Origin of the sequence: Aeromicrobium sp. (genome assembly GCF_032084975.1) — a bacterium.
Taxonomy (GTDB): Bacteria; Actinomycetota; Actinomycetes; order Propionibacteriales; family Nocardioidaceae; genus Aeromicrobium.
Window position 1 is genome coordinate 56,692 of the sequence record NZ_DAMDLR010000004.1, and the last position, 19,796, is coordinate 76,487.

18 protein-coding genes are annotated in these 19,796 nt (G+C 68.0%); 2 read left to right on the forward strand and 16 right to left on the reverse strand.

The genetic code is table 11. From position 1 onward, the window contains the following. Positions 1 to 3: 3 nt before the first annotated feature. The 6 genes from RT323_RS01900 to RT323_RS01925 form a co-directional block, all read right to left on the reverse strand. Positions 4 to 1,161, reverse strand: coding sequence for an acyl-CoA dehydrogenase family protein (locus RT323_RS01900; RefSeq protein ID WP_313404511.1), 1,158 nt, complete (start codon positions 1,159 to 1,161; stop codon positions 4 to 6). A 57-nt stretch (positions 1,162 to 1,218) separates the two neighbouring features. Next, complete coding sequence (locus tag RT323_RS01905; RefSeq protein ID WP_313404513.1) at positions 1,219 to 2,628, reverse strand: aldehyde dehydrogenase family protein; 1,410 nt, start codon at positions 2,626 to 2,628, stop codon at positions 1,219 to 1,221. Beyond that, positions 2,628 to 4,679 carry an acetate--CoA ligase family protein gene (locus RT323_RS01910; protein ID WP_313404514.1) on the reverse strand — a complete coding sequence of 684 codons (2,052 nt, stop codon included), beginning with the start codon at positions 4,677 to 4,679 and terminating at the stop codon, positions 2,628 to 2,630. Before RT323_RS01910 ends, RT323_RS01905 begins: the two co-directional genes overlap by 1 nt. A gap of 152 nt (positions 4,680 to 4,831) precedes the next feature. Continuing rightward, complete coding sequence (locus RT323_RS01915) at positions 4,832 to 6,289, reverse strand: cytosine permease (RefSeq protein WP_313404515.1); 1,458 nt, start codon at positions 6,287 to 6,289, stop codon at positions 4,832 to 4,834. Next, positions 6,286 to 6,483, reverse strand: coding sequence for a hypothetical protein (locus RT323_RS01920; protein WP_313404517.1), 198 nt, complete (start codon positions 6,481 to 6,483; stop codon positions 6,286 to 6,288). Before RT323_RS01920 ends, RT323_RS01915 begins: the two co-directional genes overlap by 4 nt. Positions 6,484 to 6,494: 11 nt before the next feature. Then, complete coding sequence (locus RT323_RS01925; protein ID WP_313404519.1) at positions 6,495 to 7,601, reverse strand: alcohol dehydrogenase catalytic domain-containing protein; 1,107 nt, start codon at positions 7,599 to 7,601, stop codon at positions 6,495 to 6,497. A gap of 113 nt (positions 7,602 to 7,714) precedes the next feature. On the opposite strand from RT323_RS01925, the gene RT323_RS01930 reads away from it, so the two are divergent. Further along, complete coding sequence (locus RT323_RS01930; RefSeq protein WP_313404521.1) at positions 7,715 to 9,121, forward strand: amidase; 1,407 nt, start codon at positions 7,715 to 7,717, stop codon at positions 9,119 to 9,121. A 10-nt stretch (positions 9,122 to 9,131) separates the two neighbouring features. Here the strand turns inward: RT323_RS01930 and RT323_RS01935 are convergent, their stop codons facing one another. The 6 genes from RT323_RS01935 to RT323_RS01960 form a co-directional block, all read right to left on the reverse strand. Beyond that, entirely contained in the window at positions 9,132 to 9,722 is a 591-nt protein-coding gene (locus RT323_RS01935) for a TetR/AcrR family transcriptional regulator (protein WP_313404523.1), read from the reverse strand. 1,051 nt (positions 9,723 to 10,773) lie between these two features. Next, positions 10,774 to 11,157, reverse strand: a complete 384-nt coding sequence (locus tag RT323_RS01940) for a hypothetical protein (protein WP_313404525.1) — start codon at positions 11,155 to 11,157, stop codon at positions 10,774 to 10,776. Between the two features lie 245 nt (positions 11,158 to 11,402). Next, a complete protein-coding gene (locus RT323_RS01945; RefSeq protein ID WP_313404527.1) occupies positions 11,403 to 12,656 on the reverse strand; it encodes an alpha/beta hydrolase in 1,254 nt (417 codons plus the stop codon). After that, the gene (locus RT323_RS01950; RefSeq protein WP_313404529.1) at positions 12,653 to 12,898 is read right to left on the reverse strand and encodes a hypothetical protein; all 246 of its coding nucleotides are present in this window, start codon (positions 12,896 to 12,898) and stop codon (positions 12,653 to 12,655) included. Before RT323_RS01950 ends, RT323_RS01945 begins: the two co-directional genes overlap by 4 nt. 1 nt (position 12,899) lies before the next feature. Then, positions 12,900 to 13,604, reverse strand: coding sequence for a VOC family protein (locus RT323_RS01955; RefSeq protein WP_313404531.1), 705 nt, complete (start codon positions 13,602 to 13,604; stop codon positions 12,900 to 12,902). Between the two features lie 27 nt (positions 13,605 to 13,631). Next, positions 13,632 to 14,384: a maleate cis-trans isomerase gene (locus RT323_RS01960; protein WP_313404533.1), complete on the reverse strand. Its 753-nt coding sequence runs from the start codon at positions 14,382 to 14,384 to the stop codon at positions 13,632 to 13,634. A 90-nt stretch (positions 14,385 to 14,474) separates the two neighbouring features. On the opposite strand from RT323_RS01960, the gene RT323_RS01965 reads away from it, so the two are divergent. After that, positions 14,475 to 15,485, forward strand: coding sequence for an NADP-dependent oxidoreductase (locus RT323_RS01965; RefSeq protein WP_313404535.1), 1,011 nt, complete (start codon positions 14,475 to 14,477; stop codon positions 15,483 to 15,485). Here the strand turns inward: RT323_RS01965 and RT323_RS01970 are convergent. From RT323_RS01970 to RT323_RS01985, 4 genes are all read right to left on the reverse strand, one after another. Next, positions 15,475 to 16,203 carry a TetR/AcrR family transcriptional regulator gene (locus tag RT323_RS01970; protein ID WP_313404537.1) on the reverse strand — a complete coding sequence of 243 codons (729 nt, stop codon included), beginning with the start codon at positions 16,201 to 16,203 and terminating at the stop codon, positions 15,475 to 15,477. The genes RT323_RS01965 and RT323_RS01970 overlap by 11 nt on opposite strands. Positions 16,204 to 16,213: 10 nt before the next feature. Further along, on the reverse strand, positions 16,214 to 17,548 hold the full coding sequence (locus tag RT323_RS01975; protein WP_313404539.1) for an MFS transporter: 1,335 nt from the start codon (positions 17,546 to 17,548) through the stop codon (positions 16,214 to 16,216). 71 nt (positions 17,549 to 17,619) lie between these two features. Then, the gene (locus RT323_RS01980; protein WP_313404541.1) at positions 17,620 to 18,120 is read right to left on the reverse strand and encodes a MaoC/PaaZ C-terminal domain-containing protein; all 501 of its coding nucleotides are present in this window, start codon (positions 18,118 to 18,120) and stop codon (positions 17,620 to 17,622) included. After that, positions 18,117 to 19,652: an FAD-dependent monooxygenase gene (locus RT323_RS01985; protein WP_313404543.1), complete on the reverse strand. Its 1,536-nt coding sequence runs from the start codon at positions 19,650 to 19,652 to the stop codon at positions 18,117 to 18,119. The genes RT323_RS01980 and RT323_RS01985 overlap by 4 nt, the downstream gene beginning before the upstream one ends. Positions 19,653 to 19,796: the final 144 nt, after the last annotated feature.

Genomic DNA, 19,796 nt, shown 5'->3' on the forward strand with positions numbered 1-19,796 from the left:
TGCTCAGAGGTTCCGCGAGATCACGAGGCGCATGATGTCGGACGTGCCTTCCTCGATCTCCTCCAGCTTCACGTCGCGCATCCACTGCTCGACCGGGTACTCACGCGAGTAGCCCCAGCCGCCGAGCGTCTGGACCGCGGCGTGCGTGACGAACATGGCCGTCTCGGACGCCTGGAGCTTGGCCATTGCGGCGAGACCGTTCACGTTCTCCCCCGCGTCCAGCCGGCGTGCCGCGTGCAGCGTCATGAGCCAGGCCGACTCGATCCGCGTGGCCATGTCGGCGAGGCGGAAGGCGACGGCTTGGTGCTCGATGATCGGCTTGCCGAACTGCGTCCGCTGACGCGCGTAGTCCAGGGCGTACTCGTAGGCGGCGCGGGCGGAGCCCGTGGCAGCGGCGGCCAGCACGACGCGCGAGACGTCGAACGTCTTCATCAGTCCGGAGAAGCCTTGGCCCTCGTCACCGAGGCGGTTCTCCTCCGGCACGAACACCTTGTCGAAGAAGACCTCACGGCACACGATGGCGCGCTGGCCCATCTTCTTCATCGGCTCACCGAAGGTCATCCCCGGCGTGTCCTTCGTCAGCAGGAAGGCGCTGACACCGCGGGACCGCTGCGTCAGATCGGTCTTGGCGAAGACGACGTACTGGTCGGCCAGACCGGCGTTGGAGATCCACGCCTTCTGACCGCTGATCTCGTAGCCGCCGTCGACCTTGTCGGCGCGGGTCACGATCGAGGCGGCGTCCGACCCGGAACCGGGCTCGGTGGTGGCCAGCGCGGTGTACAGCGGCGAGTCGCCCGTCAACGGCCGGAGCCACTTCTCCTTCTGCTCCTCGGTGCCGAGCGCCAGGAGCGGGTCGGCGAAGAAGCCGTTCGAGCACACGAAGTTGCCGATGCCGGGGTCTCCCCAGCACAGCGCCTCCTGCACGAGGCACTGAGTGAAGACGTCGGTGAATCCGCCGCCCCCGTACTCCTCCGGGAGCATGAAGTCGGTGATGCCGACCTTGGCCGCCTTCTGGAAGATGTCCACCGGTGAGACGGTGTCGGCCTCGTCGACCTCACGGCCGCGCGGCCGGATCTCCTCGGCCGCAAAGGCCGTGACCATCTCCACGATGTCGCGCTGATCCTGAGTGAGGGGCCAGTACTCGACATTGGGCTGGGGCATAGAACTCTCCTGTGTGGTGGGGTGTGTGGCGATCCGCGGAGGCAACCGGGACCGTGGTCAGTGGTGGACGGCTGTGAGCTCGGTGAACTCGAGCAGGCCCTCGAGGCCGAACTCACGTCCGAATCCCGAGTGCTTCCAGCCGCCGAACGGCGACTCGACGCTGAACTCGGCCTCGTTGATGAAGACCTGGCCGGTGTCCAAACGGGCGGCGATCCCGGCGGCTCGCGCGGGGTCTGCCGACCAGACGGCTCCCGCCAGGCCGTACTCGGTGTTGTTCGCGATCTCGATGGCGTGCTCATCGTCGCGGTAGCCGTGGACGACCAGGACCGGACCGAAGATCTCCTCGCGGCTCGCGGGGTCGTCGACCGACACGTCGGCCAGGACGACAGGTCGTAGGAAGTGGCCGGTGTTCGGCAGCGGAGTGGTTGCGGATGTCGCCACGCGAGCGCCCCGCTGCACCGCCTGCTCAACCTTGTCGGTGACACGCTGGAGCTGCAACGAGCTCACGAGCGGTCCGAGCTCGGTCGCCGTCTCGGTCGGGTCGCCGACCACCATCTCGTCGGCGCGCTGTGCCGCGATGTCGACGGCCTCCGCCAGTCGCGACTGTGGGACGAGAAGTCTGGTCCACGCACTGCACGTCTGACCGCTGTTGAGCATGCAGGAGTCCACGGTCCATCGCACCGCGTTCGCCAGGTCGGCGTCGTCGCACACGATGCTCGCGGACTTGCCACCGAGCTCGAGACTGACGCGCGCCAGGTGGCTCACGGCCGCCGCAGCGACAGTGCTCCCGACGACGGTGGAGCCCGTGAACGACATGAGGTCAACCCCCTCGTGGGCGGCCAGGGGACCACCCACGTCCGGTCCCGTCCCCGGCACGAGGTTGAAGACGCCGACCGGGAGCCCGGCCTCGACAGTTGCCTCGGCGAACAGATAGGCCGACAGCGGCGTCAGCTCCGAGGGCTTGTGGACCACGGTGCACCCTGCTGCCAGCGCCGAGCCGATCTTCGCTGCGAGTTGGTAGAGCGGGTAGTTCCACGGCGTGATGAGACCTGCGACTCCGACCGGACGGCGCAGCAGCGTGACATCACCGTGCCGCTGCTCGAACTCGAAGGATCGCGCATGCGACGCGGCCGACGAGAGGATGTCCAAGGACACGTCGACGTGCCACGGCCGCGCGACCGATACCGGGGCGCCCACCTCGGCGATCGTGAGGTCGACGAGCTCGTCGCGGTGAGAGCGCAGGGCCTCCACGAGTGCCTCGATCAGGTCCGCGCGCTCGGCGGGTGTCGTCTGCGACCAGCCGGGAAGCGCCGTTCGTGCCGCACGGACCGCCATGTCCACGTGCGTGTGGTCGGCCGCGGCACCGGAGCCCACCGTCAACGTCGTCGCAGGGTTCTCCACCGCGATCGAACGGCCGACCGGGTGCCAGACACCGTTCACCAGAACGTCGTCGCGAGTCGTCTCCATCAGTGCGCCTTCCTCGTCTGGGTGACTGTCTGCGTGGCGGGGTCGACGAAGCTGATCAGACCGTCGACCGCCAACGGTCCGCCGGGCGCCACTCTTACCGGGTTGACCTCCAGGTCCGCGATCGTCTCGTCACTGCAGATTCCCTCGGCCACCGCCACGAGCAGATCCGCGAGTCCACCGATGTCCACCGCCGGTCGGCCTCGCCATCCCGTCAGGAGTCGGTGACTCCGCAGCGACTCAAGCATGGAGAGTGCGACCTCGCGATCGATCGGGGCGATCTCGGTGCGAACGTCCTTCCAGAGCTCGGCCTCGGTGCCTCCGGCTCCGACGCTGATGGTCGGCCCGAAGTCGCGGTCGCGACGAGCGCCGATCAGGACCTCGACGACGTCGTCGCGACGGTCCTGCTCCTCCACCACGTACTCTCCGTCGCCCAGGCGAGCGTGCATCTCGATGAACGCATCGACGAGCTCCCCGGCGTTCCGTAGCCCCAGTCGGACACCACCGTGCTCGCTCTTGTGGGCCAGCCAGCCTGCCTTGAGGACGAGAGGGGCGCTGAGCTCCAGCGCCGCTGCTCGTGCGGACTCCACGTCCGTCACCAGCGCCGCTGTCGGCAGCGCGACGCCGACCCGTCCCAAGGCGCCGCGAGCAGCCCAGTACCCGGGGGCAGCACCGAGGCTTCGCGGGGAGACCGTGTCGAGTTCCCGTCCGGGATGCGATGCGAGATGACGCGCGTTCTGGAGCGCCCGGACGCCCTGCTCGACAGCCTCGACCGTGGCGATCCCGTGCTCGCGCATCCGGCTGACGGCAGTCGAGCCGGCGCTCATCGTGTGGACGACGAGTGGCACGTCGGACGCGGCGACCAGCGCTCCCAGTCGGTCCACCACCGCCAGTTCGTCGGCTGCGATCGCCGAAGTGTCCTCCCCGTAGCAACCGAGGTAGCCCGAGACGAGGATCGAGTCGACCTCACCGGACGCCGCGAGCAGCTCGCAGAGCTCGGCATAGGTCTGCATGTCGCTCTCACCGGCACCGGCCAGGTCGATCGGGTTGGTGATCGCGGCTCCGGCCGGGAGGAGTGCGGCGATCGACTCCTGCAGACCGGCGGAGAACTCCGGGGTGTCGAGCCCAGCCGCTGCCACTGCGTCGGCTGCGACGCCGCCCTGGCCACCGCTGTCGCTGACGACCGCCACCCGGTCGCCGGCGGGGAGGGACGCCATGGACAGGTAGCTCGCCAGCTCCACCAGCTCGGTCGGGGTGTTCACTCGCACCGCACCCGACGCGCGACAGGCTGCGTCCACCAGGTCCAGGGTGGACGTCATGGAGCCGGTGTGGCTTGCCGCGAGCCGCCGGCTCGCCTCGCTCGCACCCGTGGCCAGGACGATCGTGCGCTTGCCTGCCGCACGAAGCCTGCGGAGCGTGCGCACGAGGCTCTCGCCTCCGGCGAAGCTCTCCAGGTACAGCGCCACGAGCCTGGTCTGCTCGTGCTCGACCAGGTCCTCGAGCAACTCCGCGGCGTTGACGTCGATCTGGTTGCCGACCGACACAAAGCGGGAGACGCCGAGACCGGACCGGGCCGCGAGATTCGCGATCTCCGACCCCAGCTGCCCGCTCTGGGACACGATCGCCAGGTTCCCGGCGCTGAAGTGTCCCCAGGCCAGGTCCAGATCCGTCGACGCGTCGACCAGGCCGAGGCTGTTGGGTCCGATGAGACGCGCCCCTGCTCCGCGGATCCGCGCCGCCAAGGCGTCTGCCTCGGGAACTCCTGCGGTGATGATCAGGAAGCCCTTGGCGCCGAGCGTGAGGGACTCGTCCACCACGGCGGCGACATGTGCCGGTGGCACGCAGACCACGACGAGCTCAGGGACGCCCGGGAGGGAGGACACGTTCGGTCTCGTCTCCTGCCCCAGCACGTGGCCGTCGGCTCGGTTCACGAGCCAGACGGAGCGGCGCTCACGCCCTGCGAGCGCCCCGCGAGCTAGCCAGTAGCCCCACTTCGCCGGGTCGTTCGAGGCGCCGACGACGGCCACCGAGTCCGGGTCACCGAAGACGTGCAAGCCGGCCGCGGGTCCCTTCGCGTCGCGGAGAGGCGGGGGCGAAACCAAGAAGGACACCACAACTCATTTCTTAATTGATCAGTCAGTTAATAATGGCAGGTGTGATCCGTCCCGGTCAACACCTTGGCGGGACCGGGACGGATCACGAGGAGTCAGACGCGAGACTCGACCTCGGTCGTGGCGTATCCGCCGCGCCCGGTACGACGCACGACGGCGATCGTGCCGATCCAGTGAACGAGGCCCGCGACGACGACCGACGGCACCGAGGCGCCGAAGTACTCGAACCCGTTCCCGGGCTCGTAGTTCACGGGGTGCAGCAAGAAGTAGTACGCGAGAGCCCCGGCACCCAGCGCCACGAAGGCGACCGGATTCCAGCCTCCCCAGAACCCGTAGGCCGAAGTACCTGCGCTCCGGTACAGGTCGCGCAGGCTCAGCCGCGTACGGCGCAGCACGAAGTAGTCGACGATGTGGATGCCGCACAGGGGCGCGACCACGATGGCGACCCAGGACAGGAAGCGACCGTAGTTGTCGTAGACCGTCTCGGGGAACAGGCAGATCACGGCGACCGGGACGAGGAACAAAGCTGCCATGACTGGCCAACGGACCCGCCGCGCCTTCGCGCTGAAGCCCGTGATGGCGCTGATCCCGGAGTAGGCCTCTGCGACCATGCTCGTGAGGTTCGCGAACGCAATGAAGGCCAGCACGGCGATTCCGAGCACGGCGCCGCCCAGCGGGATCATCCACACGGTCGGATCGTCCGAGCCGAGGGTGAGGGCAGCGAAGACACCGACGATCGCAGCGAAGCTCGACGCACCGAAGAACCCGAAGGCGTTGGGCCAGAAGGAGGCACGGGGCGTGTCGGTCAGTCGGGCGAGGTTGCCGATCATCGGGTACCACGCCAGAGCGCCGGCCACGTTCAACTCGATGGAGAGCATGAACGCCATGTGCTGGTCCTCCATCGGGTACAGCGCGGGGGCAGCAGCCAGCTCACCCCAGGACACCTCGGTGAAGATCAGCACGAGCATCCCGAGGGTGATCACCACGAGCACGGGCGCGGCGAAGTTGCCGACCTTGCCGACGACCTTGGCTCCGCCGATCAACAGCAGCCAGGTTCCGAGCACGGCAAGAAGGGCGACGATGGTGATGGCCGTGCTGGACGTCGCAAAGGTGCTGTCGATGATCTCGTCGAGCACGTTGACCATCGCGTGACCGACCATGATGCCCAGCAGCGCCGTCCATGCCGCCATGACCAGGACGCTCATGACGACCATGACGACCTTCGCTCCTGCGACCCCGAAAACGCTGCGCAGGCCCGTGTACATCTCCACGCCGTACTTGGCAGAAGGCAGGCACGGCGCCAGCGAGACCAGCAGAGCTCCGATGCCGTAGCCGATGAGGATGCTGACGATCGCAGCCTCGGCTCCGACATACAGGGCGACGGCGCCGCCCTGCAGGAAGGCCCATGTCGCGATGGCCAGCGTGACGTTCATGCCGGAGAACTTCCGCATGTTCCAGATGCGGTCGGTCTTGAGAAGAGGCAGCTCGTTCTCGGCCGTTCCGTGGTCCGTCGCGCGACCTCCGTCGACGGCTCCGCGTGCAGGTCCCGTCATCGCGGGTACCCCCAGACCAGCAGCAGCACGCTGATGACGGCCAGGCCGATCACCGCTGCAGCGACATCCTGCCAGGGCAGGTTCTCCAGCGGACCTTCGCCCGATGCTGGATCCTCGAGTAGTCGGAGCCTGCGCTCCAGCTCCTCGTCGAAGTTGTCGTCCGTCATCATCTTCCTCTCGTCGAGAGCGGTCATGGTTGACGCGCTCATTCCCCGAACACCACGACGGCGCGCCCCCCGCGGGCGCGGCGCATGTCCTCGAAAGCTCCTATGGCGTCGGGCAGCGAGATCCGCGGTCCGACCAAGGTGTCCAGCGGCAGCTCGCCCGACAGGTACTGCGAGGCCAGTCGCGGGAAGTCCCGTGCGGCGACGGTGGAGCCGTAGTTGCAGCCGAGGATGCGCTTGCCCTCCGCAGCGACGGCATATGCGTCGAGAGGTACGGCCCGGTCGGCAGCGGTCAATCCCTCCAGCACGACGGCGCCGCCGGGGGCCACGAGCGCGATGGCCTGCGAGATCGTCGCGACGTGTCCCACGGCCTCGAACACGAAGTCGACGCCCTCCGCCGCGATCGCGGCGACCTGCGCTGCGACATCCGACGCTCCGCCGTCCACCACGTGTGTCGCACCGACCCCACGTGCCGCCTCCAATCGCTCGGCGGACAAGTCGATCGCGATGATGGGAGAAGCCCCAACGAGGGCCAGTCCCGCGATCGTGGCCTGCCCGACTCCCCCACAGCCGATGACGACTGCTGCCTGCCCCGCTGAGACGCCGGCCGTGTTGACGACGGCGCCCACGCCCGTCGCGACGCTGCAGCCGATCAAGGCGCCGATCTCGAAGGGCAGCTCATCGGGAACCTTGACGGCGGCAGCCTCGGGAACGACGACGTACTCCGAGAGCGCACCGACGCCGATGAACGGGAAGACATCCCTTCCGTCGGCCGAGTAGGCGGTGCCGCCATCTGGCAGTCGGTGCTCGTTGCACATGTTTCCCGTGCAGAGCCACTGCTGTCCGCGGCCGCACGCCACGCAGTCGCCGCAGGGCGGGAACCAGGACAGGACCACGTGATCGCCGGGCTGGAGACCGAGCACGTCGTCGCCCACCGACTCGACCACACCGGCCGCCTCATGACCTGGCACGAGCTCCTCGTCCGAGGGCCAATCGCCATCGATCAGGTGCAGGTCCGAGTGGCACACGCCGGACGCACGGACGCGAACTCGGACCTCGTCACCGCGAGGGGCGCGCACGTCGAGCTCTCGCACCGTCAGGCCGTCGGGCGTGGAATGAACCAGGGCGCGTGTACGCAAGGAGGTCATGGGAGTCTTCACCAGTTTCGTTGTCGAACAGAACGGGGTCTCGCTGCGAGCGTGACCTGGAGCACAGTATTATTGATTGGCGAGTCAGTCAAGCCAAGAGGAAAGGTGGCGCCGTGGCGCTTTCCACTGTCATCGCCAGGGTCAGGGACGGCGCGCTGCCTGCGGTCGAGGTCGTCCAGGAATCCCTTCGAAGGATCGAACTGCAGAACGCTGCAGTGAACGCCGTGACATCGACGGATGCGACGCGCGCGTTGGCCGAAGCGGCCCGGATCGACTCACTCTCGGCCACCGAACGCGCCCGCCTCCCCCTGGCCGGGATGCCACTGCTGGTCAAGGACATCGAGGATGTCGAAGGCTGGCCCACGACCTTCGGCGCCTTCGCGTTTCGAGATGCTCCCCGAGCTTCCCGCGACTCCCCCGTCGTTGCTCGACTTCGCGCCGCCGGTGCCGTCGTGGTGGGTCGGTCCAACACGTGTGAGTTCGCCTTCGAGGGGTACACCAGCAACCGGCTGTACGGCTCGACGATGAACCCGTGGCGGAGGGACTGGTCCCCGGGCGGGTCCAGCGGAGGTTCCGCGGCAGCCCTCGCTGCCGGGATGGTCCCTCTCGCCACAGCGAGCGATGGCGGCGGCTCGGTCAGGATCCCCGCCTCCTTGTGTGGGCTTCTGGGACTCAAGCCCAGCCGCGGCGTGGTCGATGGGGCACGCTGGCCGGCCTGGATCGACTGCCACTCGGATGCCATCCTGGCCCGGGGCGCGTCCGACCTGGCGCTCCTGACGACGCTGCTCACCGGTCCGCCTCGACTCGGCAGGCACCAGCTCGAGTCGCCTTCGACGATTCGTCGTGTGGTGCTCGTGCCACGGTTCACCGGGACACCGTCGCCCTTGGACGCTCGCCGCGCTGCGCACCACCGCGAACTCCTCGAGCAGGCGCTCGGACTGGTCGTCGAGGAGATGACGGTGGATCAGCTCTTCGCGGACGAACCAGAGCTGCCCACCTACTGGGAGGACGACTGGTACTCCGCGACCTCTGCAGAACAAGCGCACCTCCTTGGCTCCGAGACGGTGGAACAGTGGTCTGAGGCGTGGGACCCGCAGTTCTTGGATGCTCTCCGGCGCGGGTTCGACGTGACGACGCAGGAATATCTGGGCATCCGGCGGCGGAGCACCGCGTCGCAGCGTCGCTTGGACGAGATTCTCGTTCCCGGGACCGTCTTGGCCGCGCCGGTGCTCACCGGCCCCGGTTACACCCCCGATGGCTGCGCACCCGGGTTCGCGACTCCCGGGAGCCCACCGGGACTCACGCAGACCGTCCTGGCCAACCTCACCGGCCACCCTGCCATCTCGCTACCTGCAGGACTCGACGAGCTCGGCCTTCCGCACGGTCTGCAGATCCTGAGCGGCCGTCAGCAGGACCTCACGTTGGTCGAGGTCGCGCGGCTCTGGGAGGAAGTTCATCCGTGGCCCCGCGCCGCGCCGGGATTCACGCCATTCGAGGGAGCGTGGGGTACGCCGACCTGACGATCGAGCGTCACACGGCGAACTCGTCGACGAATGCGCGGCAGGTCGCACGCATGCGTTCGACGTCCATGCTCTGCGCTCCGACGAGGACCTGAATCGCCAATCCGTCCATCATCGAGACGTAGGTGTTGGCGAACAGGAGCGAGTCGCTCACCGAGAGCATGCCCATGGAATGACCCTCGTTCGCCGCGTCGAGGACGGCCTCGCGCCACTCGTTGTAATACTCGTCGTTGATGCGACTCATGCTCGGATCTCGCACGGCCGAGACCCACAACTCGAGCCATACGCGCCACGAGCGCACCGACTCGGGAGTCGACGGCAGGTAACCCGCGGCCAGCTTGCGCAGTCGGGTGACGGGGTCGTCCTCATCATTGAGTGCCTCCGCCCGACGCTCGCGGGACTTCTCGTACTCGAACCTGAAGGCCTCGCGAAGCAGCTCGTCCTTGGAGTCGAAATAGTAGTGAATCGTCCCCGAGCTGCACTGCGCGATCTTGGCAACGTCCGCAACCCGGAGATCTCGGAATCCGCGGTCGGCCACGACGTCACATGTCGCCTCGAGAATCTCGCGGCGACGATCCTCCACCACGCTGGGACGAGCCATCGACACGCAACCTCTCAAGACCGGACCGGAGTCCGCCCACCCTATCGACACCGCAACATGGCCAAGCCCATTGAACGCTACCGAAGGAATCAGGCCCGGGATCCGGTGGATTCCGGACCTGATCTTCGTGGTGGATGGGGGCGAGACTTGAGCCGGCGCTCTGGAAGAAGCCGGGGCTTTTCCCGACTCTTCCCATCGTTGCCCGTTCCAACGCACTTCTGCTGGAATGGCTGAGAAATCAGCACCCTGACAGTGCTCATTCTAGCGCGTTGATGACCGCTGACGCGCATCCCAATCCGTGCAGTCAACGTGCAGTGAACTGAGCGAGAGGCGGTTTCTGCATGGCTTGGTGCCCGTCTCGGTCACGCTCTGAGTGGCCGGGTGCTCGTCCGCGCAGGAACATCTTCCACGCGTGAGCGGGATCACCCCTGCTACGACAGCCCGACACGTCTCCATCTCCCCGGAGGGACCTGATTTCCCGGGGAAGCGCGTCGCGACGCCGTCCTCACGAGGGTTGATCGTTGGTTCGTCTTCGCGCGGCGCGCGTCCACGCATCGTTCCGCAGCGCTCACCACCGACTCGCGGTCACTCCTCCTCGAACACGGCACCAGCGCGACGGTCCGGAGCTCCACTTCGACTTACCGCCGCGAGGTGGATCTCGATATCGCGGTCGAGACTGGCGTCGTCCCCGCGAGCGCGCCACGAATTGCCGCGACCCTGGGCGCGGGCGCCTGGCTCAGGGCGCGTGCGTGAGTCGATCGTGTCGCTCACATCCGGGTGCCGAGCGAGCTCGCCCAGCACCGAACGGACACCAACTCGAGCAAGGTCGATATCCCGGGGGGGTCCTCCCTATGAGGACATCGTCCGGCATCAACGCTGAGACCACGGCTACATCACGCCTGGACGGCGGTCGGGTCGAGGCCCGCCCACCGGCGTCCGCGACGGCATCATGTCGCGTCCAGGCGAGCAACTCTCCGTCCGGCGCGGCCGGGGCCGAGGATCGCCGAGTCCTGCTCTGCGATCCTCGACCCCGCCGTGGACTGACTCGAGACTAGGTCCTCGCGGGGCCGACCAGACGGCGTGCCAGTACAGCGACGAGCGCCGATCCGATCGCAACGCCCGCGAGCACCAACAGGCCGCCGATCAGGGCAAGTCCCTGCTCGTCTTGGCTGAATGCAGTGATCATCCACCCGGCGGTGTATCCAACGGTGGTGGCCACGGTCGCGACGAGCGGACCCCACTGAACGGTCGCGACGGCCACGAGTGCCACCACGCACAGCGCCGAGCCGATGACCTGCCACGCCTCGTACGGACCCGTCTCATTGCCCGTGGCGAGATCGAGATCCTTCGCGGTGTCCCAACCCATCCAGGCCCACCAGCAAATCCAGGAGACGGCAACGGTGATGACCGAGCCAATCATGATGTTCTTGTGCATTGACCTGAACCTATCTGTCTCGCGAGGCTTGTTTCACGAGCCCAGCAAGGTGCTGTGCTGGCGCCATGGTGTACTCGCGCGATGTGGAGCAGTGACGGTCACGCGGGCTCGCTCGCTGGCCGCCCCGTTGCCGCATGAACTCCCATCCAGCCCGAAGCGCAGACCGGCGCGCCGGCGACTACCGTCCGTCCGCGCAGCAGATCCACCCCGCGCCGTGATGCTGGGCGAAACGGGCCGGTCATGACTCATCCGGCCGGGAAGCGCTCGTTCAGCCAGCGGATGACCTGTTCCCCAGCCAGATCGGCGCCCGAGCGAGCACCCTCGCGAAGAGCCTGGCCGAAGTGCCGACCGGCCACCTTGACGTGCCTCTTGTCCTGGCTGCTCAGGGCGTCGTACATGGCTCGCGCATCGGACGGGAAGCAAGCTTGGTCCCCCGTGAACTCCACCAACAGCGACGGCGCCACGACGGACGTCGCGTTGCGCAGGAAGTTCGCGCGCGACGTGGTCACCGACCACGTCGACATCCACGCGTCGGGCGTCGTGATCCGCGCGAAGCCGATCAGACCGTAGTTCGTCAGGTCCGGCCGATTGCCGAAGAGGGACCCGTATGGCCGCTCGCTGCGATCGAGGGAGAGGTCCACGCAGCGCGGATCCGCGTCGGTGCGATGGATCGTCATGATCCGAGGAGCGATCACGCGCCGTCGGTCGGCTGACGCTCCGGTCGCTGCGAAGTCACGACGCGCACGCTGGGCGTCGGCGAGCAGCTCCTGAGCTCGGGCGTCGATGCGCTCGATCCTGGCCATCTGAGCGGCGCGGTACTCCGAGACGAAGTCCGACTCGTAGCGCGACGTGGCCGGAGGCTCGGCGAACCCGTTGCCCGGGTCGTAGAGGTTGAGGGTCGCGTCGACGGAGAGTGGATCGGACTCGTCGACGACGGAGGGATCGATGAGCCTCGCGAGCAGGACGCCCTGGCCGGGATGGGGGGCCACGAACACCGCGCCGTCGGCCAACGGCATCAGGGCCTCCGGAAGGGGGACGGGCTTTCCCGACGGTGAGCTCTCGTGGCGCTGGGACGGCGTGCGTGCGGACTGCTCGTGGTAGAACGCGGCCAACGTGCCTCCTCCCGAGTGACCGAGCGTGACCACATTGACGAACCCGCGGTCCCGCAGGAAGGTGTGCCCGGCGGCCACGTCGAGCAACGCCTGCTCGTGCAGCAGGCTCAGGTCGTTGTTCACCGCGCGCGACCCCTGCGTCCAGACCGCGAAGCCCGCGCGCAGGAGGGGACCGACGAGCGGGTGGTGCGTCGAGTCCTCCCGCGGATGCATGATCGTCACCACTGTCCCGGTCCGTCCCGGCGGACGGCGCAGGACGCCGCCGACTCGGGCGCCGTCATGCGTCACGAGCTGGTGCACGGAGGCCTCGAAGTCCTCGTACGAGGTGTCGTCGTCGAGATAGCGCCCGGCCCCCACGCCCGACTGGGTCAGCACGGACCGGCTCATCGCGGCACCGCCCGGAACGCGTCCTTGTCCCACTGTTCGATCCGCAGCCCGTCCAGTCCCGCGATGGCGCTGTACCAGACGGCGTGGCGGCAGCCCGTGGCACGCCGGTCGACCTCGACCTCATCGGCGGTCTCGATCCGCAGGTAGGGTCCGAGCCGTCCGAGGGTGACCCGGGCGTCCTGGCCGGCGACGGCGACGAACGGGCGGTTCTCGGGGGTGTCCAGCACGAAGACCGATGCCATGTCAGAGCCTCCCCGCACTGTCGTGGGTGGCGCCTTCGACGCCCCGCGGAGCGAACTCCGGCTCCGGCGCTTCGAGGGTCCAGTCGTCTGCCCGCTCGATGATGAGCTCGGCCTTGCGCTGCAAGAGGGCGTCGAAGCTGTCCGCTCCGGAGTCGATCATGTCGACCAGGGCGTCGATCGTCAGGTTGGCGTCGACGTCCTCCTCCGGGGTCACCGGCCGCAACGCCCGGGTGAACTCGACGATGTAGCCGTTCGGGTCCGTGGTGTAGATCGACTCGATGGTCTCGTGCTGCACCCGCATGTCCGTCGGCCACGAGCTCTCGTCGAGGCGGCGCTGCATCTCGTCCAGCGCCTCCTTGGAGTCGACGTGGATGGCGAGGTGGCGAGACCCGACGAAGAAGCTGGGAACAGCGGGGTCGAAGTTCGCGTACGCGTCGCCGTGGGCCACGCCCGCGGCCTGCTGCGCGGCGTGCGGAGACTCGAATCCGAAGTAGTAGAAGAACGCCAGCCGGTCATCGTTGCCGATGTCGAAGAAGAAGTGGATGAAGTCCGGGTGCTTCTCCGGACCCCAGCCGGCAGCGCAGATCGAGTGCACGACCGGGAATCGCAGGACGTCGCGGTAGAAGCGAACCGTCCCGGCGGGGTCGAACGTGGGAAACGCCGCGTGGTCCACACCGCGAGCCAGATGGGTGTCGTGAAGTGTCATGCGATTCTCCTCAGGTGGTTTCGTTGGTCAGGCAGTGACGGGCCGCTGGGCTGCGAGCAGGGAGCCGGCGTCGGGAAGCACGGTGGTGAGGCCCAGGGCCTCGAGGGCCGTGAATGCGCCGGCGGTCGCTGCCGAGAGCACGGGGAGGCCGAATTGATCCTCGGCCTTCGCGACCAGGTCCAGCGACGGCATCTGGACGCAGGCGGAGATGATGAGGGCGTCGACGCCGGTCAGGTCGAGCCGGGATGCCGCTTCCATGACACGCTCGCCCGGAATGCGCCCGACCGCCTCGTTGTCCTCGACCTCGAGCGCTGCCCAGTCGTGCACCTCGACGGACTCGGTCTCGAGGTATTGGACGACTCGCTCCGCGAGCGGCCTCATGTACGGCGTGACCAGGGCGACCCGGCGAGCACCCAGTGCGTCGAGGCCGTTCAGGAGGGCCCCGGCGCTGGAGCGGACTCTCGCGAGGGACTCCCCCGTCGCCAGCTGCTCGGCCACGAGCGACTCGACCCGGCGGTGCTCTCCCGGTTCGCCCGCCATGAGCGCGACGAGGCATGCGTAGAGGATGACGTCGGGCGACGCGTCGGCCACCTCCATGACGCACCGCTCGCGCTGGACGTTCATGGCGCGCAGGCCCGCCGGAGTCACCGCGCTCATGCGCATCCGCGACGAGTGGAAGCTGAACGACTCGTCGGCATGCCGCGCCAACAGCCGGGGCAGCTCCGTCTCCACGGTGACGTTCGAGCTGGGGACGATCAGCCCGATGCGGTGATGAGTCATGCGATCCCTCTTCCATTCCGACGTCGATTGACGATAACGTAAAAGATCTTACGTCAGTGACAATCATCTGCCAAGCCCTCCGGAGGACTCATGACCCACTCGACCCGCCAAGTCCGACTCGCTCGCCGACCTGACGGCCTTCCGGAAGACTCCACCTGGTCCTTCACGACAACTCCCGTTCCCGCGCTGGAGGACGGCGAGGTCCTGGTCCGGGTGGGCTGCCTGTCCTTGGCGCCGGCGATGCGCGGCTGGCTCGACGACCGGCCGTCCTACCTGCCTCCGGTCGCCATCGGCGACGTCATGCGGGCTTCCGGCACCGCCACCGTCCTGGAGTCCCGGTGCCCGGACCTACCGGCCGGAACCACGGTCATGGGACTCGTGGGCGTGACCGAGTTGGCGGTCGTGCGCGGAGCAGACCTGACGCCGATCGATCTCTCGGTCGCGGACGAGGCTACGTGGCTCGGAGCGCTCGGACTTCCGGGGATGACGGCGTGGTTCGGCCTGCACGACGTCGCCGCCGTCAAGCCGGGTCAGACCGTGTTGGTGTCCGGCGCAGCGGGAGCCGTGGGGAGCATGGTGGTCCAGCTCGCCAAGGCGCAGGGATGCCGGGTCATCGGCATCGCCGGTGGCAAGGACAAGACCACGTGGCTCACCGAATCGCTCGGGGCCGACGAGGCCATCGACTACCGCGCGGGACCCGTCCTCGATGCCCTGCGTGGCGCAGCAGGGGACGGCGTGGACATCTTCTTCGACAACGTCGGCGGCGAGACGCTCGATGCGGGGCTCCAGATGCTCCGCCGTTCGGCCCGCGTCGTGATCTGCGGTGCGATCGCGACCTACAACGACTCGTCCCCCACACCGGGCCCGTCACACTATCTTTCACTCCTGGTCAACCGCGCATCGATGAGTGGGTTCATCGTCACCGACTACGCCCACCGCTTCGCCGAGGCCCGCCGTGAGATCGCGTCGCGCCTGCAGGACGGGGGCATCATCACCCGCTCGCACGTCGTTGACGGCGGAGTCGACGACTTCCCCGCAACGCTGTCGATGCTGTTCTCCGGCGCCAACACGGGCAAGCTGGTGCTTCGCCTCAGGTCGTGAGCGTGCGCTCGAGCCGATCCAAGGTGGCGCGCAGTGTCGCGATCGCGGCCAGCGGACCTCCACCTGCGGCCGCATCGCGCGTAGGGTCAAGCAGGCCGGCGACCGCCTGATCCGCGAGCTGGTCGGCCAACGCGGTCAGATCCTCGCTGCCGAGCGGGTCGTACCACCAAGCCACCCAGTTCATCGTCCCGATGATCCCCAACGCGGCGACGCGTGCATCGACAGGCCGGAACAGTCCATCGGCGATCCCTCGCTCGATCATGTTGACCAGGAGGCGCAGCACCGTCCGGCGGCCCTCCCGGTGTCTCGCTGCGATGGCCTCCGGGAGATCGGACTCGGACCTGATGAGAAGGCGGAGCCGCTCGGGCTGCCGCGCATTGCGCCGCACCGTGAGCGCGACGACGCGATGCAGCTTCTCGGCGGCGTCCAGATCCGTTCGCTCGAGAACCGCCTCCATCTCACGTGCGGAGTCGTCGGTGCTGCCGACGACGATCCGCGCGAGCAAGTCGTCCTTGCTCGGGAAGTAGTGGTAGAGCGCCGGGCGCGTCAGTCCCACGGCGTCGGCGATGTCCTGGAAGCCCGTGCCCGCGAATCCGCGCTCCGCGAACAGACGGGTCGCCTCGTCGAAGATCCGCTGCTCGACCAGCTCGCGACGCACGGACGGACGACCGCGGGAGGATGATCCTCCCGCGGCCGCCGGGGTCTCGGGTGTGCTCACTCGCACCACCCTAGCGAGCCTCGCTCACCGCGTGGTCCCCTTCGTCCATCGGGGTCGCCCGGCTGTCGGCGGAACGCGTGAGCGGGACGAGCGCGATGAGCCCTGCGCCGATGATCCCGGGAATGGCCCAGCCGTAGAACTGCTCGGTCGGCGTGTGGTCGCTGATCAGCATCGCACCGTACATCGGACCGACGATGCCGCCCACTCGTCCCACGCCGAGAGCGAGTCCCAGCGCGGACCCCCGCAGGCTGCCGGGGAAGTAGCTGCCGACGAAGGCGTTCATCAGGACCTGGGTGCCGGTGCTGCCGGCGCCGACCAGTGCGATCAATGCGATCACGACGAGACCTTCGGAGGTGTGCGGCAGCAGGACGAGGGACACGGCCGCCGCAAGGAAGCCCGACACCACCACCGGCTTGAAGCCCGCCCTGTCGGCGACCGGCGAGGCCAGGAGTCCGCCGATCGTCGCTCCGACGTTCAGGACGAGCAGGAAGGCCAACGAGGACTTCACGCCGTAACCGGCCGAGATCATCAGGGTCGGCAGCCAGGCAGCCGCGCCGTACATCAGCATCAGGCACAGGAACGTCGCGGCACTGAACAGGACCATCGCCGGCGCATGGCGCGCGTCGAGCAGCGTCCTGATGTCGTTCAACGAGGTGCGCGGGCGCTCATCGCGGGAGGCGCCGTCGGGGGCACTGGCACCGAAGCGGGCGGCGAGCGCCGACGCTTCCTCGAACCGCCCCTGCTCCGCGAGCTGTCCGATCGACGGCGGCATGAATCGCACGAGGAGCGGGACGACGACGAGGGCCGGTGCGGCGCCGATGACGAACATCGGCCGGAACCCGTGCTCGGGGACGATCTGCGAGCCGAGCAGGCCGGCGAGGCAGCCGCCGACGCCGACGCCGGCGAACCCGATTGCCGTGTGGAGCGCCCGTTTGCCCACGGGGGCGAACTCGACCAGCGTCGCTGCCACCGTGGGCATCAGCACGCCAACACCGAGGCCCACGACGAAGCGCAGGGCACCGAGCTGTTGCGCGGACCCTGCGATCGAACACAGGGCCATGCCGACGGAGAAGGTGGTCACCCCCGCGACGAGCAGGTTCCGTCGCGCGATCCGATGCGTCAGCACGGCGGCGAGGAAGGCGCCGATCAGCATGCCCACCACGGCCATCGAAGCGATGTGTCCGGCGGTGTCGGGGGTGACGTTCCATCCCGGCTGAGCCAGCAGGTCGGGAACGACCGTGCCGTACATCGTCAGGTCATAGCCCTCGAGAACGAGAGCCAGGAACGACAGGACGAGGACTGATCGAGGCACGCGTCCGGGACGGACGTGGAAGGGACGTGTCATCTAGCGCTCCAGCGAACTCGGGAATGTGACGCCACTCACATTATTGAACTTCTACAGATTTGTCCATAACTTTACGTCTGTGACAATTTGTCCTGGCGCATCGGTTCACCGACGTGGCGACGCCGCACGTACAGGTCGACGCGAGCGATCAGGACGTCCGTGCCGTCTTGCAGGAGGCGCCCGTCCACCGTCACGAGGGACCGATCGGGGTGCGTCTCGACGACCTCCCGGACGGCCAGCTCCCCGCGCACGGGGACGGCTGGACGCAAGGGGGCGGGCATGCTCAGCTGGACCTGCCGGCCGGCCACGACCGCCCAGTGCCGATACGCCCCGATGACCGCCAGGCGCTGGAAGATCGCGACCGCGTGCACCCCTGCGGCGATGACCTCACCGAAGTAGCCGTCGGAAGCTGCTGCGACGTCCACGTGGAAGGGCTGCGGGTCCCACTGCAGCGCGAAGTCGACGATCTCGTCGACGCTGACGACGTAGGTGCCGAGGTCCACGACCTCGGCGACCGGCAGGTCCTCGGCGAACAGCGGCTGTGAAGCGCCTACCGGCGCCGGACTGCTCACGTGCACCACGCGACCAGGTCCACACGCTCGCTCGCGAGCGCCCCGGCGGCCAGGTCCTTGAACTCCTCGGGCAGCACCGCCGCCACGACCACCTCGTGATCCCTGCGCAGTCGCTCGGCCACGTCGAACATCGTCAGCACCGCGCCGCCGTCGCGCGCACACCCGAGAACGGTCGGAGCGCCGGCGAGCGTCGGTGCCGTGGCCAAGGCGGTCACGACTCGGTCCGCGTCCAGGGACCATGCGTCATCCACGTCGACGCGGAACGGCGCAGGCAGATCCCGGGGATCGACCAACCGCTGCGTCCATCCCGCCCCGTCCCGGACCAGCGGTCGCGACAGGACCCAGTCCTCCAGCCCGCTCGCCGGCACCTGAACCCGGTCGACGCCCGCGTACGCGGCGAGGGCCTGGCCGACGACCTCGGGAGCCATGCTGTTGAAGCGCTCGATCGACACCTTGCCGGCCCGCGTCATGTAGGACATCAGGAGCTGCTCGACACTCAGGTCGAGACGCCACGGGAACGAGTCCCACCACAGCATGCTCCGGCGCGCGGTGTCCTGGAGGTGCTCGACCGCCGGGCGGCGCGCGTCCTGGTAGGCCACGAGCGCCGACTCGAGGTCCTCACCGCGCACCAGCTCACGGACGAGCGCGATCGCGTCCTCCATGGCGAGTTTCGTGCCCGACCCGATGGAATAGTGCGCGGTATGCACGGCATCGCCGAGGAGTACGACATTCCCGCGATGCCATCGTGCGCACGAGACCGTCCTGAACTGCGACCAGCGAGTCCGGTTCCCGATGAGCGGATGTCCGTGGAGCTCCTCGTCGAAGGCCTTGGCCAGGTACGCCAGCGAGTGCTGGTCACTCTCGTCCCACGGCGTCTCGTCGGTGCTCCGATCGAAGCCTGCTCGCGACCAGGTCTCGCGGTCCGTCTCGATCAGGAACGTGCTGCGGTCACCTTGGTACGGATAGGCGTGCGCGACGAACGTCCCGTACTCGGTCTCGACCGGACGGAACACCGCGCTCGGCAGCGCGAAGTCCGTGCCGCACCACAGGTAGAGGCTGTCGTGGGTCGCCACCTCCGCACCGAAGTCCTCGGCCCACCGCTGTCTCGTCGCACTGCTCACGCCGTCCGCGGCGATCACGAGATCGGCTTCCAGGTCCTCGACGTCCACGCGGGATCCGGAACGCACGATCACGCCAATGTCCTCGGCGTGGCCCCTGAGCACCTCCAGCAGCACCGCACGATTGATGGCGATCAGGTTGTCCCCCGGCAGCACGACCCGCCGCTCGCCCACTGCCATGCCGGAGTCATGAGGCCAGGCGGCATCGACGATCGACTCCAGGGACGACGGATCTGCTTCGCGCAGATTGCGCTGCGTGCGGCCGGCGAGGCCGACTCCGAACCCGAACGTCGCCTGCGGCGCGGTCTGCTCATGGACCACGACCTCACACTCCGGATACTGCAGCTTGAGCAGCCGGGCTGCGTACAGCCCGCCCGGGCCACCGCCCAGAACGGCCACGGATCGCAACTTCATGATCTAGTCCTCTCGTCGCATTGGTCCCTTGAATTTAACATGTACGTCAATACTTTGACTCCCGCAGATGAACGTTCGCAGATTGCCCTTTAAGACAAGACCTGCTTGACATTGAAACTTGTGTCGATAAAGTGACGCTCACGT